The 15,688-nt window shown below is 55.2% G+C and carries 12 protein-coding genes; 3 read left to right on the top strand and 9 right to left on the bottom strand.

The window, feature by feature from the left end:
• Positions 1-102: 102 nt before the first annotated feature.
• Positions 103-1,542 carry a magnesium transporter gene (mgtE, locus tag LG202_RS01085; RefSeq protein WP_230346587.1) on the top strand — a complete coding sequence of 480 codons (1,440 nt, stop codon included), beginning with the start codon at positions 103-105 and terminating at the stop codon, positions 1,540-1,542.
• Positions 1,539-2,840, top strand: coding sequence for a mechanosensitive ion channel family protein (locus LG202_RS01080; protein WP_230346586.1), 1,302 nt, complete (start codon positions 1,539-1,541; stop codon positions 2,838-2,840). The genes mgtE and LG202_RS01080 overlap by 4 nt, the downstream gene beginning before the upstream one ends.
• 141 nt (positions 2,841-2,981) lie before the next feature.
• On the opposite strand, the gene rpmG is transcribed toward LG202_RS01080, so the two are convergent.
• The 4 genes from rpmG to coaBC form a co-directional block, all read right to left on the bottom strand.
• Positions 2,982-3,137 carry a 50S ribosomal protein L33 gene (rpmG, locus tag LG202_RS01075; protein ID WP_011478679.1) on the bottom strand — a complete coding sequence of 52 codons (156 nt, stop codon included), beginning with the start codon at positions 3,135-3,137 and terminating at the stop codon, positions 2,982-2,984.
• Between the two features lie 10 nt (positions 3,138-3,147).
• Complete coding sequence (rpmB, locus tag LG202_RS01070; RefSeq protein WP_011478680.1) at positions 3,148-3,384, bottom strand: 50S ribosomal protein L28; 237 nt, start codon at positions 3,382-3,384, stop codon at positions 3,148-3,150.
• Positions 3,385-3,470: 86 nt separating this feature from the next.
• Positions 3,471-3,923, bottom strand: a complete 453-nt coding sequence (dut, locus tag LG202_RS01065) for a dUTP diphosphatase (protein ID WP_230346585.1) — start codon at positions 3,921-3,923, stop codon at positions 3,471-3,473.
• Between the two features lie 37 nt (positions 3,924-3,960).
• Positions 3,961-5,160, bottom strand: coding sequence for a bifunctional phosphopantothenoylcysteine decarboxylase/phosphopantothenate--cysteine ligase CoaBC (gene coaBC, locus LG202_RS01060; RefSeq protein ID WP_230346584.1), 1,200 nt, complete (start codon positions 5,158-5,160; stop codon positions 3,961-3,963).
• A gap of 68 nt (positions 5,161-5,228) precedes the next feature.
• Here coaBC and radC point away from each other — a divergent pair, with 68 nt between their 5' ends.
• Positions 5,229-5,903 carry a RadC family protein gene (radC, locus tag LG202_RS01055; RefSeq protein WP_230346583.1) on the top strand — a complete coding sequence of 225 codons (675 nt, stop codon included), beginning with the start codon at positions 5,229-5,231 and terminating at the stop codon, positions 5,901-5,903.
• A gap of 19 nt (positions 5,904-5,922) precedes the next feature.
• Here the strand turns inward: radC and LG202_RS01050 are convergent, their stop codons facing one another.
• The 5 genes from LG202_RS01050 to LG202_RS01030 all read right to left on the bottom strand — a co-directional run bounded on the left by LG202_RS01050 (position 5,923) and on the right by LG202_RS01030 (position 15,676).
• The gene (locus tag LG202_RS01050; RefSeq protein WP_230346582.1) at positions 5,923-6,204 is read right to left on the bottom strand and encodes a hypothetical protein; all 282 of its coding nucleotides are present in this window, start codon (positions 6,202-6,204) and stop codon (positions 5,923-5,925) included.
• Positions 6,205-6,420: 216 nt separating this feature from the next.
• Positions 6,421-10,581 (bottom strand): sulfite reductase subunit alpha, encoded by a 4,161-nt coding sequence (locus tag LG202_RS01045; RefSeq protein WP_230346581.1) that lies wholly within the window; start codon positions 10,579-10,581, stop codon positions 6,421-6,423.
• Positions 10,582-10,593: 12 nt separating this feature from the next.
• Positions 10,594-10,995, bottom strand: a complete 402-nt coding sequence (gene nirD, locus LG202_RS01040) for a nitrite reductase small subunit NirD (protein ID WP_230346580.1) — start codon at positions 10,993-10,995, stop codon at positions 10,594-10,596.
• Positions 10,996-11,012: 17 nt separating this feature from the next.
• Positions 11,013-13,577, bottom strand: a complete 2,565-nt coding sequence (nirB, locus tag LG202_RS01035; protein ID WP_230346579.1) for a nitrite reductase large subunit NirB — start codon at positions 13,575-13,577, stop codon at positions 11,013-11,015.
• Positions 13,578-13,981: 404 nt separating this feature from the next.
• Positions 13,982-15,676: a protein kinase domain-containing protein gene (locus tag LG202_RS01030; protein WP_230346578.1), complete on the bottom strand. Its 1,695-nt coding sequence runs from the start codon at positions 15,674-15,676 to the stop codon at positions 13,982-13,984.
• Positions 15,677-15,688 lie beyond the last annotated feature (12 nt).

Below are 15,688 nucleotides of genomic sequence, written 5' to 3'. Positions count from 1 at the left end.
GTATTCGCTGAAGCGATCTTTATGCTGAATATATAATTTCTTAAGGTAACCAATGCCTGCCAGGCATTTTCCTCAACATATTGGCACAGGTTTCAAAAGCATATGGCGGATATTCAGGAATCAAAGGAAAGTTTGCAGGAGAGCCTGCAGCAGGTGATTACCCTGCTGAACAAGCACCGTCTGGTTGAGGAGTTGGTGCATAAGCAGGAAATGCCCAAGCAGGAGTTAGTGCAGACACTGGTGCACAGGCAGAACCTGGCAGAGTTGCAAAAGAAGCTGGATAGCCTACATCCTGCCGACGTAGCTTATATCTTGGAGGCCTTGCCACTAGAGCAGCGTCTGGATGTCTGGGATCTGGTCAAGGCCGAGCGTGACGGTGAAATCCTGCTCGAAGTGTCGGATGCGGTGCGTCAGACGCTGATCGCAGACATGGACAGCGACGAATTGCTCGCTGCTGCTGAACAGCTGGATACGGACGAGCTGGCTGACCTGGCTCCCGACTTGCCCAAAGATGTGTTGCAGGAGTTGTTGGAAAGCCTGGACAGCCGTAATCGCGAGCGCTTGCAGTCTGCGCTGTCGTACTCCGATGATGCCGTAGGTGGCTTGATGGACTTCGATATCATTACGATTCGAGAAGACATCAGTCTTGAAGTGGCTTTGCGCTACTTGCGGCGTATCGGTAGCTTGCCAGATCATACTGATAAGTTATTTGTCGTTGACCGCAATGATGTATTGCGTGGCGTACTGCCCTTGAAGCGCTTGGTCGTCAATGACCTGGATTCCGGAGTGGCCGATGTCATGGCGGATGATGCTGTGGTGTTTCACCCGGAAGATAAAGCTGATGAGGCGGCCAAGGCCTTCGAGCGGTATGACTTGGTAACGGCTCCAGTGGTGGATGACAATAATCGCCTGGTCGGTCGTCTGACGGTGGATACGGTGATGGACTACATCCGCGAGGAGGCGGAGAGCGATATGCTGTCCATGGCAGGTCTGCGTGAAGAAGAAGATATCTTTGCATCGGTATGGAAGTCAGTCCAAAACCGCTGGATGTGGCTGGCCATTAACTTGGTGACGGCATTCGTTGCCTCCCGCGTCATTGGCTTGTTTGAAGGCTCGATTGAGAAGATCGTGGCGCTGGCCGCCTTGATGCCGATTGTGGCAGGTATAGGCGGCAATTCAGGTAACCAAACGACGACCATGATCGTGCGTGGCTTGGCGCTTGGGCAAATTGCTGGACACAACACCAAGTCGCTACTCATCAAGGAAACTGGTGTTGGTCTATTGAATGGCCTGATCTGGGGGAGTGTGTTGGGGATTCTTGCTTATCTGCTGTATGGCAGTATTGCCTTGGGAGTCGTGATGACCGCGGCGATGACATTGAACTTGTTGCTGGCAGCAGTGATGGGCGTCATGATTCCACTGGTAATGACGACAAAATTCAATCGAGATCCTGCGGTGGGTTCCAGTGTGCTGATTACGGCAGTTACAGATAGTGGCGGATTCTTTATTTTCCTCGGGTTGGCGACGATTTTCCTACTATGAACAATACGATATTCACGGTCTGGCAAGAGCTGGTTGATGATTTCTCCTCGGCGGCTATGCTATGGCAGGTCGGTATTATTCTGGGTAGCTTGCTGATTGCTTGGTCTATCAACAGCCTGCAGCGCGCCAGGCTTGCCAGCAGCAATGTGCATCAGGCGGCGATCGAAGGATTAACGCGTGTCTTGTTCCCGATTTCGTCTTTATTGATGGTGTGGTTGGGGCAGTTGGTGATCAGTCATTGGTATAACGCCAACTTGTTGGAACTTGCTTCCAGGCTATTGATTGCGATGGCGGTGATTCGCCTGGCTGTCTATGTATTGCGGTATGTCTTCTCCCCCAGTGGGTGGCTAAGGGCGACCGAAAATGTATTTTCCACGGTGGTCTGGCTGATCCTGGTGCTACATGTGACTGGCTTATTGCCCGACATTATTGCGGCGCTGGATAGCGTGCGCTTTAACATCGGCAAGAGTGCGGTCAGTCTCTGGTTGGTGATACAAGGCTTGTTTACTGTGCTGGTCACTGTATTTATCGCCTTGTGGTTGAGTCGCCTGATCGAAAACAAGTTGATGCAGGCGACCAATATCAACATCAATATGCGTGTGGTGATCAATAAGGTGATCCGCATTGCTTTCGTGTTTATTGCCGTTCTGGTGGCGTTATCTGCGGTCGGGCTGGATATCACCTTGCTGTCTGTATTTGGCGGCGCCCTGGGCGTGGGTTTGGGCTTTGGCTTGCAGAAAATTGCCAGTAACTATGTCAGTGGTTTTATCATCCTGCTTGATGAATCAATGAGCCTGGGGGATTTTGTTACTATCGGCTCCTATTACGGTAGTGTGCAGGAGTTACGCTCTAGGTATATGGTATTGCGCCAGCTGGATGGCACTGATGTGATTATTCCCAATGAGACCTTGATTACTAGTGCCGTGGTTAATCATACGGCGACACGCAGGCGGGTGAAAATTGCCTTACCTATCCAGGTGGGATATGACACTGACCTGAGGGCGACGTTGGAGCTAATGAAGGAGGTCGCAGGCCGTCATCCTCGCGTGATGAAGGAGCCAGCGCCAGATGCCAAGCTAGTCGGCTTTGGGGAGAGTGGTATCGACCTTAACCTCACTGTATGGGTGCCCGATCCTGAGAATGGCGCAGGGGATATTCCCTCCACCGTGTACCTCAATTTATGGGATGAGTTCAAGGCTCGTGGTATTTCCATTCCATTCCCGCAACGCGAGGTGCATGTATTTGGTCATGGAGTTACCTCAGAGGATGCTAATCATGCATTCAATGGGGCGAATTAGTCATAGTTGAGCATTGTGGTGAGCCACAAGCTTAAATGCTTATATTTAGATTAGAAATACCCTTGTTCTGGTAATACACAAATTTCAGTCAATAAAAAAGCCCGCAGTTGCGGGCTTTTTTGTCTACCAATGCTGAATGAATTACTTCAGTTTGGTTTCCTTATACAGGACATGCTTACGAGCAACGGGATCAAACTTCTTGATCTCCATCTTTTCTGGCATGGTGCGCTTGTTCTTGGTCGTGGTGTAGAAGTGACCAGTACCTGCGCTGGATTCCAGTTTGATTTTTTCACGCATGATTCAGTCCTTAGATCTTTTCGCCGCTGGCGCGCAGATCAGCCAGAACAGCATCGATACCATTCTTGTCGATAGTGCGCAGAGCAGCATTGGTGATACGTAGGCTAACCCAGCGGTTTTCGCTCTCAACCCAGAACTTGCGGTTTTGCAGGTTAGGAAGGAAACGACGCTTGGTCTTGTTGTTTGCGTGGGAAACATTATTCCCAACCATCGGCTTTTTGCCGGTTACCTGACATACGCGTGCCATGGCGGACTCCGAAATTCGAAAAGACCGCATTTATACCATGAAAAACCAATTCTTTTCAAGTGGATTCAAAGATTTTTGTTAGAAACTTACTGAGTGCCGGTACTGCCGAATCCACCTGTGCCGCGCTCACTGGCGGCAAAATCCTCGACGATATTGAAGCTTGCCTGTATGACGGGGACAATGACCAGTTGAGCGATACGTTCCATCGGGTTGAGCAGGAAGCTTTCTTTACCACGGTTCCAGCATGAGACCAGGAGCTGACCTTGATAATCGGAGTCGATCAAGCCGACCAGATTGCCCAGGACGATACCGTGTTTGTGGCCCAAGCCAGAGCGGGGCAATATTAAGGCAGCATAGTCTGGGTCGGCAAGGTGAATGGCCATGCCGGTAGGGATCATGATCGTCTCGCCTGGTGCCAGGGTTTGCGTGTGTTCTATGCAGGCACGCAGGTCCAGGCCTGCGGAGCCTGGCGTCGCATAGCTGGGTAACATATGTTGCAAGCGGCTATCCAGTATTTTGACGTCTATCTTGAGGCTCATGAGTGTACTTTCTTGGTTGGGTTGTTCTGGGCGTGGTTTATGCAACCTGCTGTTGATCCAGCATCGCAGCAATATGGTGCAGCAGGCCACGTGCCAAAGTGAGTTTGGGGGCTTGTGGCAGGGTGTGTGTGCCTGCGTCATCAAGCAATACCAGGCTGCTGTGATCTTGCCCTAAAGCTTCGCTGGCAATATTGGCGGCGATCAGCGGCAGATTTTTTCTGCGGCGCTTTTCCTCAGCATATTGCAGCAGATTCTCGCTCTCTGCCGCAAACCCTACACAGAAGGGCGCATCGGGTTGTGCAGCAACAGTGGCGAGAATATCTGGGTTGGCTTCCAGTGTGATAGTCAGTGGTGCTGTGCTTTTCTTGATCTTGTGCTGGCTGGCCTGGGCTGGTCGATAATCTGCGACGGCTGCGACTGAGATAAAGATATCCTGACCGCTGAGGTTACTCTCAACCACAGCGAGCATTTCCTGAGCGCTCGTGACCTGAATAGTGCGAGCGCCTGTAGGGGGGGCTAGCGAGACCGGGCCGCTGACCAGCGTAACATCGGCTCCCATGGCGATAGCGGCTTGCGCGATGCTGTAGCCCATCTTGCCTGAACTGTGGTTGGTAATGCTGCGCACCGGGTCGATGGCTTCATGGGTGGGGCCAGCCGTGATGAGCATGCGCTTGCCAGCGAACAGCTTGGGCTGAGTGCTTGCCAATAGTCGTTCAACCAATTCCTCTGGTTCAAGCATACGGCCTGGGCCGGTTTCACCACAGGCTTGTGATCCGCTGGCTGGGCCCAACAGGCTGACGCCATCATGCTGCAACTGCCGGATATTGCGCTGTGTCGCTGGGTGGTGCCACATTTGTTGGTTCATGGCCGGTGCAACGAGCAGCTTGCAGTTGCGTGCGAGGCATAGCGTGGAGAGCAGATCATCGGCAGCGCCGTGTACCAGTTTGGCCAAGAAGTCAGCACTGGCGGGGGCGACAAGAATGGCATCCACCTGGCGCGATAGATCAATGTGGGCCATGCCATTGCCAGCATCCGGCTGCCATAAATCAGTATAGACAGGCTTGCCGGAGAGTGCCTGAAAAGTCATGGGGGTGACAAATTGCGTGGCGGCGTGGGTCATGGCGACCTGCACTTCGATGTCTTGCTTGACCAGTAACCTGACCAGCTCTGCGGATTTGTAGGCGGCAATGCCACCAGTGATGCCGAGCAAGAGTTTTTTTATGGAATAATGGCTCATCAGTAGTAAGTGGCAGGCGCGCGCATACCGCGTATGGAGTTGCTTGATTTTATATGAAAGGCTGAACCGTGGCGATTACTGATTGGCCCGAGGGCGAGCGGCCTCGTGAGAAGCTACTGGCGGGAGGTGCTATGGCACTTTCAGATGCCGAATTGCTGGCCATTTTCTTGCGTACTGGCGTGACTGGGAAGAGCGCGGTAGACCTGGCGCGTGATTTGTTGACACGGTTCTCCAGCCTTAATGGCATTTTCGCCGCAAGTATTGAAGAGATTTGCCAAGTGCATGGCATGGGAGAGAGCAAGTTCGTGCAGTTGCAGGCCATTTTCGAGATGAGCCGGCGGGCCTTACTGGAGCAGATGCAGCAGCGCGATATCCTCACTTCGCCGCAAGCTGTGCGCCAATACCTCAGCTTGAAGATCGGCGCCTTGCCTCGCGAGGTATTTATGGTGATTTTCCTGGATGCGCAGCACCGGGTTCTGGCTGTGGAGGAGTTGTTCAGTGGCACATTGACGCAGACCTCGGTTTACCCACGTGAAATAGTCAAGCGCAGCTTGCACCACAATGCTGCGGCAGTCATTTTTGCCCACAATCACCCCTCGGGTGTGCCCGAACCCAGCCAGGCAGATGAAGCATTGACCGAGGCGTTGAAAGCCGCACTTAACCTGGTGGATATTCGTGTGCTTGACCACTTTATCGTAGCGGGAAACCTGGTGTTGTCATTTGCCGAACGTGGGTTGTTATAGTGGTCAGAATACGCTTGGCTTAACGACCCTTGCCACTCAGTGAACCACGGTTGAAATCCTTGTCGCCAGGGCGGATGCAACGGGTGCCAAACCACCCACCCTGTGAGCCTGGTGGACAATCCTTGGCTGATCCACTGGGTTGGGGAGCATCCTGATCGGCATAGCGCCAACTACCATCATCATTCAGGATGATGCGCTCACCGCTGGAAGTGGTGGCTTGTTGAGGATCATTTTGGTCCTCGGCCTGTGCCGGCAGGCTCAGCATGCTGGCCAGGCCAATCAATAGCAGTACCTGTTTCATGTCACGATCTCCTTGATTGTCATTTTTTGTTAGGCGCCATTGTGCCATTGTCAGGAGTGACATGCACGCAGGGTGGATGGTTCCTCTAAGTGAAGGGTGTGAGTGGGGTAATCGCAGTATTTGCCGGGAGGCAAGCGTCTTGATAGTGGGGCGAGGATGTCGTGACTAGCGCAGCCAGTAGCTGGTCACGACATTTTCCAACATCAGTACTGGCTGTTAATACACATCCCGTACATAGCGCTTGTCCTGCGCCATTTGGCTGACATATTGCGCTGCGGCTTCTGCGCTCATGTTGCCATGGGTCTGCACGATGTGCTTAAGGGCGGCATCGACATCCTTCGCCATGCGGCTGGCATCGCCGCAAACGCAGAAATGTGCGCCTTGCTCCAGCCATTGCCATAACTCTGCACCATGCTCCAGCATGCGATGTTGTACGTAGATTTTCTCAGCCTGATCGCGAGAGAAGGCGGTGTCTAGTCGCAAGAAGCCGGATTGCTGCATGTGATGCAATTCGTCTTGGTAATAGAAGTCGGTAGCTGCATGTTGCTCGCCGAAGAAGAGCCAGTTTTTGCCGGTGGCACCTATCGTTTGACGTTCTTGCAGGAAGGCACGAAATGGCGCAATGCCAGTACCCGGGCCAACCATGATCAGAGGTGTATCAGGATTTTTTGGTGGGCGGAAATGGGCGGATTTTTGCAGGAAAATGGGTACGGAGCCATTGGCAGCACGGTCTGCGAGGAAGGTCGAGCAAACACCACCACGGGGTGCCTGCTGGCTGCCATATCGCACCACGGATACGGTGAGCTGCACTTGGTTAGGCGTATGCTTGGGGCTGGATGAGATGGAGTAGAGCCGTGGTTGCAAGCGCTTCAATATGGCCAGCCATTCGTTGGCCTCTGCCTTGACTGGGTAAGCTTCCACCAGATCGAGAAACTGTTTACCCCACAGCCATTGCTTGAGTTCTGCTTTGTGGGCATCGTCAAGCAAGCTGCCCAGTGCCGCGCTTTTTGAGCGGGCGCTGATAAACTGCAGTAGTTCCGGAGTAATGCGGGTAATGTCGACATGGTGGGATAGGGCTTCCACCAGGGGCATGCTGCCGTGATCCTTGACCTCTACCTTGGTCGCGGGATTCAGTTGCAATGCGGCCAATATATCGCCTACCAGCTGTGGGGCATTGGTCGGCCAGACGCCCAGTGCATCACCTGCCTCGTAGGTGAAATCGCTGTTGCTCAGGTCAAAGCCAAATTGCCGGACTTCCTTTTCTGAACCTTCGGCATTCAGGCAATTATTCATCACTAGTTTTGAATGGAAGGGATGTTGGCGCGAATAGCTGGAGGCTGTTGCAGGCGCAGCATCTTCAGGCAGGGTATCGTCTGCAGTTGTTGCCACTGCGGCCTGTTTGCTGGCGACCTGCTGATTGGCTTGCTGGGGTGTCAGGGCATTGAGGACATGGTTGAGCCAAGCTTGTGCTGGCTCCTTGTATTCCGGTTCGCAATCCACACGTGCTGTCAGCGGCTTTGCCCCCAAGGCAACTAGGCGCTCATCCAGCTTGCGACCAAAACCGCAGAATTGATCGTAGTTGGAATCACCAAATGCCAAGACAGCATAGTGCAGCGTAGAAAGGTCGATTTGTTCTGCCTGTAATGCAGACCAGAACTGGGCAGCGTTATCTGGCGGATCGCCATCGCCGAATGTACTGGCGAGCAATAGTACATGCGTGGTTTGCACCAGAAGAGCAGGCTTGCTCTCATCCATGCTGTGCAGGCTGACATCCCAGCCTGTCGCGCGCAGTTGCTCGGCACATTTCCCGGCAAAGGACTCTGCATTGCCGGTTTGTGATGCCCACAAAATGCTGAGCTTGGGCTGGGCTATAGCTGGTATATCGGTTGTAGCCTTATCAGTGTTAATCCATGTCCTGGCGAACATACCGGCCAGTATGCCATCAATCAGTGTACGTTTTTCTGCCTGTAATGGTGCGGTGGCAGGAATGGTGGGTACACCGCCAGCCTGACGGGAAGGCTCGCTGCGCAGGCCGGTAATATAGCCTTGCATATAGCGTTGCTCTTCTGCTGTGAGGGTCAGGGCAGGTGTCTGGTCGAGGCCGAGTAACGCAGCCAGGGCATCAATATCTTTCATGACGATTTCCTTCTTGTTGCTTGTGCCTGGGGGGATGTCGGCAGATGTATCACTAGTTGTGTTGTCACTAGATGCCGGGAAGACAGCCTTGGCGACCTTTGCCAGTGCCACGGCACTGAATTTGAATTCTGGCTGTTGTGACAGTGGGTCGATGGCATCACTGGTGACGGCATTGATGGCGAGGTCATCGCCAAACACATCATTCCAGTGGAATGGGGCAAAGCAATTGCCATGTAGCACCCGCGGGGTAACGATGGCTGGCAGCACGGCCCGGCCACGTTGCGAGCGGATTTCCACATGATCCTTGTCTTGTATGCCAAGTGCGATGGCATCTTCAGGGTGGATTTCCACAAAGGGGCTGGGGTTCAGCTTGTTCAAGGTCGGGATTTTGCCGGTCTTGGTCATGGTGTGCCATTGATGTTGCAGGCGACCTGTATTGAGCACCAAGGGGAAAGCCTCGTTTGGCATGTCTGCTGGGGGTAGGTAGGGCCTGGCAAAAAACATGGCTTTGCCGCTTTCCGTGGCAAAAGCGATACGTGGCGTACTGCCATCCGCCTGTTGCTTGAGTGATTGGCTGACGCCATCATTGATGTAGCGCATCGGGTGGCGATCCGTGTCACTGTCATGCGGGCAGGGCCATTGCAGCGAAGTGTCGCGCAGGCGCTGGTGGCTCACGCCACGAATGTCGTAACCGGTCTTGCTGTTGGATACTTGGCGGATTTCATCAAATACCTCGGCAGCCGATGTATAGCTAAAGCCATCGCTATAGCCCATTTCGCAGGCAATGCGCGCGATGATCTCCCAATCGGGCATGGCATTGCCAGGTGGGGGTACGGCTTGCTGCATCAGGGTCATGTTGCGCTCGGAGTTGATCATGACGCCTTCTGCCTCGGCCCAGAGCGCGCCAGGGAGCAGGATGTCGGCATAGCGATTGGTCTCGGTGTCGAGGTAGGCATCCTGGGTGATTACCAGTTCTGCTTTTTTCAGTGCGTCGATGACGTTCTGGCGGTTGGCGACACTGGCAACCGGGTTGGTGCAGATAATCCAGCAGGCTTTGATCTTCCCCTCTTTCATCTGCTCGAACATAGCGATTGTGCCGCCCGCAGAGCGAGTATGCAGGGTGCCTGCCGGAATGCCCCACAGTTGCTCGATGAAAGCACGGTCTTGTTCGACCAGGACTGAGCGTTGTCCGGGCAGGCCTGGCCCCATATAGCCCATTTCGCGGCCGCCCATCGCATTGGGTTGACCGGTGAGTGAAAAGGGGCCGCTACCTGGTCGGCAGATAGCGCCGGTGGCGAGGTGTAGATTGCAGATCGCATTCGTGTGCCAAGTACCGTGAGTGCTTTGATTGAGCCCCATGGTCCAGCAGCTCATCCAGTTTTTGGCCTGGCCTATCCAATCGGCTGCCTGGCGAATATCAGATGTTGTTAGCCCAGTGATTTCAGCCACTTTTTCTGGTGTGTAATCTTCCAGGAATGTAGGCATGGCTTCCCAGCCTTCAGTAAATTCAGCCATGAAGTCGGGGTCGGTATGGCCGTTTTTCTGCAATAGGTACAACAAGCCGTTGAGCAGGGCGAGATCGGTACCTGGCCTGATCTGCATAAACAGGTCGGCCTTGTCTGCTGTGGCATTGCGACGCGGATCAACCACGATCAACTTGGCGCCTGCCTTGACTCTATCCATCATGCGCAGGAACAAGATGGGGTGGCAGTCGGCCATGTTGGCACCGATGACGAAAAATACATCTGCCTGGTCAAAGTCCTGATAAGAGCCTGGCGGGCCATCGGAGCCTAGTGAAAGTTTGTACCCACTCCCGGCACTTGCCATGCAAAGCCTGGAGTTAGACTCAATATTATTACTGCCGATATAGCCTTTGATCAGTTTGTTGGCCAGGTATTGCGACTCGATCGACATTTGCCCTGACACATACAAAGCAATCGAATCCGGGCCGTGAGTGTCGAGGATGTCGCGCAGGCGGCGAGCGGTTTCCTTGATGGCGACTTGCATATCGGTGCGGGCAGGTTCCTGCTGACGATCTTGTCGCATGAACGCCTGCTCCAGCCGCCCTGATTCGGTGATCGCCTGGGCGCAGGTATTGCCTTTGGTGCACAGGCGGCCAAAGTTGGTGGGGTGTTCCTTGTCGCCCACCACCTTGATAATGCGCTGGTCCTGCACTTCCATGACAATACCGCAGCCAACACCGCAGTAAGGACAGACCGATTTGACTTTAGTCGTCGCCATCGTTTGCTCTGCTTAGGCGGGGACTTGCACCCAGACCATGCCTGCGCGCACTTCGACGGCATAGGTGTTTAGCTGTGTATTGGCATCTTCCACACACACACCGCTACGCAATTGGTAATGGTGCTTGTAGATAGGCGAAGCCACTACGGGCTCACCGCCCAAGTCGCCCACCAAGCCGCGTGAAATTACGTTGGCGTCGCTGTGCGGGTCGTGGTTGTCCAGTGCATATAATGCATCGCCCTTCATGCGGAAAATCGCGATCTGCCTGCCCGCCAACAGGGCACACACGCCAGTGTTGGGCCAGATGTCCTCCAGTGCACACACCATGTGCCAAGTGCCGGTTTGTGCTGTAGACATGGACATTTGCTGTTTGCTTGTTGCTGGTGAAAAAGCGGATTGTTGTAATTGACTCATACCTTGTACTCCATTGATTACTCAGCCAGTGCCAGCACTGGGATGATCTTGGCCTGGCGCTTTTCTTCCACGGTGGCGGGGCGTATTTGTTCGCGCTCCGGCACGAAGACGATATTGCTGTCGCCAGTGGTGCTGTTGACGAAGCTGCGGAAGCGCTTGCGGACTTCGGGGTCGGTGACGGCGGTCTTCCACTCATCCTGGTAGTGGTCGACGACATGCTGCATCTGCGCTTCCAGTTCTTCACCCAGGCCCAGCGAGTCGTTGATGACGACGTTCTTGAGGTAGTCCAGCCCGCCTTCCAGGTTGTCGCGCCAGGTGCTGGTGCGTTGCAGACGGTCTGCCGTGCGGATATAGAACATCAGGAAGCGGTCTATCATGCGGATCAAGTCTTCCTTGCTGAGGTCGCTGGCCAGCAGTTCGGCATGCCGCGGCTTCATGCCGCCGTTGCCGCAGACGTAGAGGTTCCAGCCGTTTTCGGTGGCGATTACGCCTACGTCCTTGCCTTGTGCCTCGGCACATTCGCGCGTGCAGCCCGAGACGCCGAACTTGATCTTGTGCGGCGCGCGCAGGCCCTTGTAGCGGTTTTCCAGCTGCACGGCGAGGCCGACGCTGTCGTCCACGCCATAACGGCACCAGGTGGAGCCGACGCAGCTTTTCACCGTGCGCAGCGATTTGCCATAGGCATGGCCGGATTCAAATCCGGCAGCGATGAGCTCTTCCCAGATATTGGGCAACTGTTCGACGCGGGCACCGAACATGTCCACGCGCGCACCACCGGTGACCTTGGTATACAGGCCGTATTTCTTGGCGATCTGGCCGATGGCGATGAGGCCGTCGGGCGTGACTTCGCCGCCCGGCATGCGTGGCACCACGGAATAGCTGCCGTCCTTCTGGATGTTGCCGAGGAAGTAATCATTGGAATCCTGCAGCGATGCCAGGTCTTTCTTGAGGACGAAATCATTCCAGCAGGAAGCGAGGATGCTGGCGGCTGTAGGTTTGCAGATGTCGCAGCCCAGACCCTTGCCGTGCTTTTCCAGCAGCTCGTCGAAGGTCTTGATTTGGCCGACGCGCACCAGGTGGTAAAGCTCTTGGCGCGAGTAGGGAAAGTGTTCGCACAAGTGGTTGTTCACTGTCATGCCCAGCTTGACCATCTGCGCCTTCATCACCTGGGTGACTAAGGGTACGCAGCCGCCGCAAGCCGTACCGGCCTTGGTGCAGGCCTTGATCTCGCCGATGGAGCAGGCACCATTGGCCACGGCTTCGCCGATTGCGCCCTTGGTGACATTGTTGCAAGAACACATGACGGCGCTGTCGGGCAGGGCATCGACGCCCAGGCCGGGTTTTTCCTTGCCATCGCTGGCGGGCAGGATGAGGAACTCGGGGTTTTCCGGCAATGGCATCTCATTGACCGTCATCTGCTGCAAGGTGCTGTATTCGTCGGCATTGCCGATCAGCACTGCGCCCAGCAGCTTCTTGCCGTCTTCGCTGACGACGATTTTCTTGTATATCTTGCGCACTTCGTCCAGGTATTGATAGCTGCGCGCGCCGTGGGTTTCGCCATGCGCATCGCCAACACTGGCCACATCCACACCCATGAGCTTGAGCTTGGTGCTCATGTCGGCACCCTGGAAGCTGGTGGCGCTATCGCCGGATAAATGGGCGCAGGCAATGCGCGCCATGTCGTAACCGGGGGCGACCAGGCCGTACATCTGCCCACTCCAGTTGGCACATTCGCCGATGGCGTAAATATCGTGATCGCTGGTGCGGCAGAAATCGTCGATGGCGATGCCGCCGCGGGCGCCTAGTGCCAGGCCGGATTCACGCGCCAGTTCGTCGCGGGGGCGTATGCCGGCGGAGAAGACGATCATGTCGGTTTCCAGCCAGGTCTCGTCGAAGAACACCATGCGGTGACGTGCAGTCGCACCGTCAGTGATGTTCACCGTGTTGCGGCTGGTGTGCACATGCACGCCCAGCTCCTCGATCTTGGTACGCAACACGCGGCCACCGGCTTCGTCCACTTGCACCGCCATCAGGCGCGGGGCGAACTCGACGACATGGGTGTCCAGCCCCATGTCGCGCAATGCCTTGGCGCATTCCAGGCCCAGCAGGCCGCCGCCAACCACCACGCCGCTCTTAGAGGTAGCGCCAGCGGCGGTCATGGCTTCCAGGTCTTCAATGGTGCGGTAGACGAAGCAATTGTCGCGGTCGCGTCCCGGCACTGGCGGCACGAAAGGCACGGAGCCGGTGGCCAGCACCAGCTTGTCGTAAGACAGTACCGTGCCATCGGTCAGGGTGACGCTGCGCTGGTGGCGGTCGATATGGCTGGCGCGGGCATTGAGGCGCAGCTCCAGCCCCGGCCTGTCATAGAAGCCGGGCTCTACCAGCGAGAGATCTTCGGCAGTGCTGCCGGAGAAAAAGCTGGAGAGGTGCACGCGATCATAGGCAGGGCGCGGTTCTTCGCCCAGCACGGTGACCTGTAGCCCTGCGGCCTCCAGATCGGGATGCCGTTTGACCAGCTCCTGCATGAAATAGTGGCCAACCATGCCATTGCCAACGACAAGGATGCGAGTGAGTGCAGTCATGTTCATGTTTTCCCATCAAATTGGAAAGCTGTCCTGGCGCAGGGAAACTGCCTGAAGCCGCCATGCTTTCCTGTTTGCAAAGCCAAAAAACAAAAACGGCGTCCATTACTTGCATAGCAACTGCCTGGGCAGTTTGCTGCAAGTAATGGACGCCGTTGTCCGTTAGAGTGAGTTTTCGCAAGGAAAACCCAGTATGTTCATCAAGTACCTGTCCTACCTGAACAGGGTTTTGCTTTAAGCTATGCAAAACCCATACCAACTTTCTTAATGTGGTTGGTATGGGTTTAATCCATTGTATTAACTGGGGTTATGGGGTGGCGTGATAGCAGGCTGGTTGCGCACCAATATGGAATTATTGCTCCATGTTGGTGCGAAATAGATGGGTTCTCTTAGTCTGACTGGTTTCAGGAGATGATCAGCAGGTAGATCAACACGGCATTTATCAGCAATGAGCACACAGCAAGCCATTGCCATTGCTGCAAGCCTGCGCGTGATACCAATGGGGTTCGTTGCACGGGCACAATGGGGCGGCTTTCACCGAGTTCCAGGGCTAGCAGCATTTCTTCTGCGGTTTCGAAGCGTGCTGCCGGGTTACGCGCCACGGCCTTGAGGATGATGTTTTCCAGCCAACCGGGAATATCCGGGCGATAGCGCGTAGGCGGCACTGGTTCGCCAAAACGCGGATGTTGAAAAGGCTCAATCTCGCCGTAGGGATATTTGCGTGTCAGCAGGTGATACAGCGTGACACCTGCGGCATAGAGATCGCTCGCCACGCTGGCCTCTGCATGCTCAAACAACTCTGGTGCCATATAGCTAGGTGTACCGGGATTGGGCATGGTGTCCTGCATCGAGATATGACCGCTGGAGGCAACGCCGAGATCAAGCAGGCGCAAGCGGCCATCCTTGCCCATGTGCAGGTTGGCAGGCTTGATATCGCGGTGCAGCACATGCATGCGGTGCAATGCACCCAGCCCGCGCAGCATTTCCTGCCCGATGCGGGTAATGCCTGCCGTGGTGAAATGGTGCCCGTGTTGCAGGCGCTGCTGTAGCGTGGCACCTTCATGCCAACTCATGATGTAGTACAAGTGGCTGCGCTGGTCGGCTTCCAGTGGTAGTACTTGTGGCAGGTATTGGGAGCTCATGCGCTTGGCCAGCCATTCTTCATTGAGTAGTGCCGAGCAGCTTTGCAGGTCATCTGCCAATACGGGTTGTAGGGTTTTCAGCACCCATAACTGCCCGCTGTCGCGATGGCGGACCTTGTAGACCAAGGTCGCCCGGGATTGATGCAAGGGTTCCATGATCTCGAATTGATCAATGGTATCGCCTACTTTCAATTTGGCTGGTGGCTTGAGTGCGCGGCTCTCGGCAAGGAAGTCAGTCAGTGTGTCTTCGCCAATGGCTTCGACCTGCACAATGACGACACTGGCATTGTCACTGCCGCCTGCTTGCAGGGCTTCTCGCGTCATTGCATCGGCCATGGCCTGTGGTGGGGCGTAGGGCTGCATCAATTGTTGCAGGCGGTGTTCTGGCAATGCCGACCAGACACCATCGCTCATTAATGCAAAGCGATCCCCAGCCTGTAACGCCCCCTCGGCATAGTCCACACTGAGCTGCTGGTCTAGCCCGACCGCGCGCTTGAGTACATGGCGCATATCGGGCCTGTCCCATACATGATCCGTGGTCAGGCATTCCAGCTTGCCATCACGCAGGCGATACAAGCGACTATCGCCGACATGGGCGGCATAGTAGCGCTGCCCGCGCAGCACGAGTACGGTGAGGGTGGTGGCCATACCTGCCATCTCGCGATGCTGCATGGCTTGCGCAAGCACCCAGCGATTGGCGGCACTGATGACCTTATCCAGGGCTGCTGGGATTTCCCAAGTATCCGGGGTAGCATAAAAGTCGGTCAACAGGCTGCGTACCGTCATTTCTGCCGCTTCGCGTCCGCCTGCGTTACCACTTACGCCATCGGCAACGGCAAAGATTGCTCCCTTAAGCTTAAGCGTGCTGCCAGCGGGCGTAACCATGCTGACAAAGTCTTCATTGCGCTCGCGTTGACCTGTCAGTGAGCTCGATCCCGTCTGGAACATCAATGCCATGTGTTAAATAAA

It is taken from the genome of Methylobacillus methanolivorans, assembly GCF_054588515.1.
This window is presented reverse-complemented; position numbering and strand designations above follow the sequence as displayed.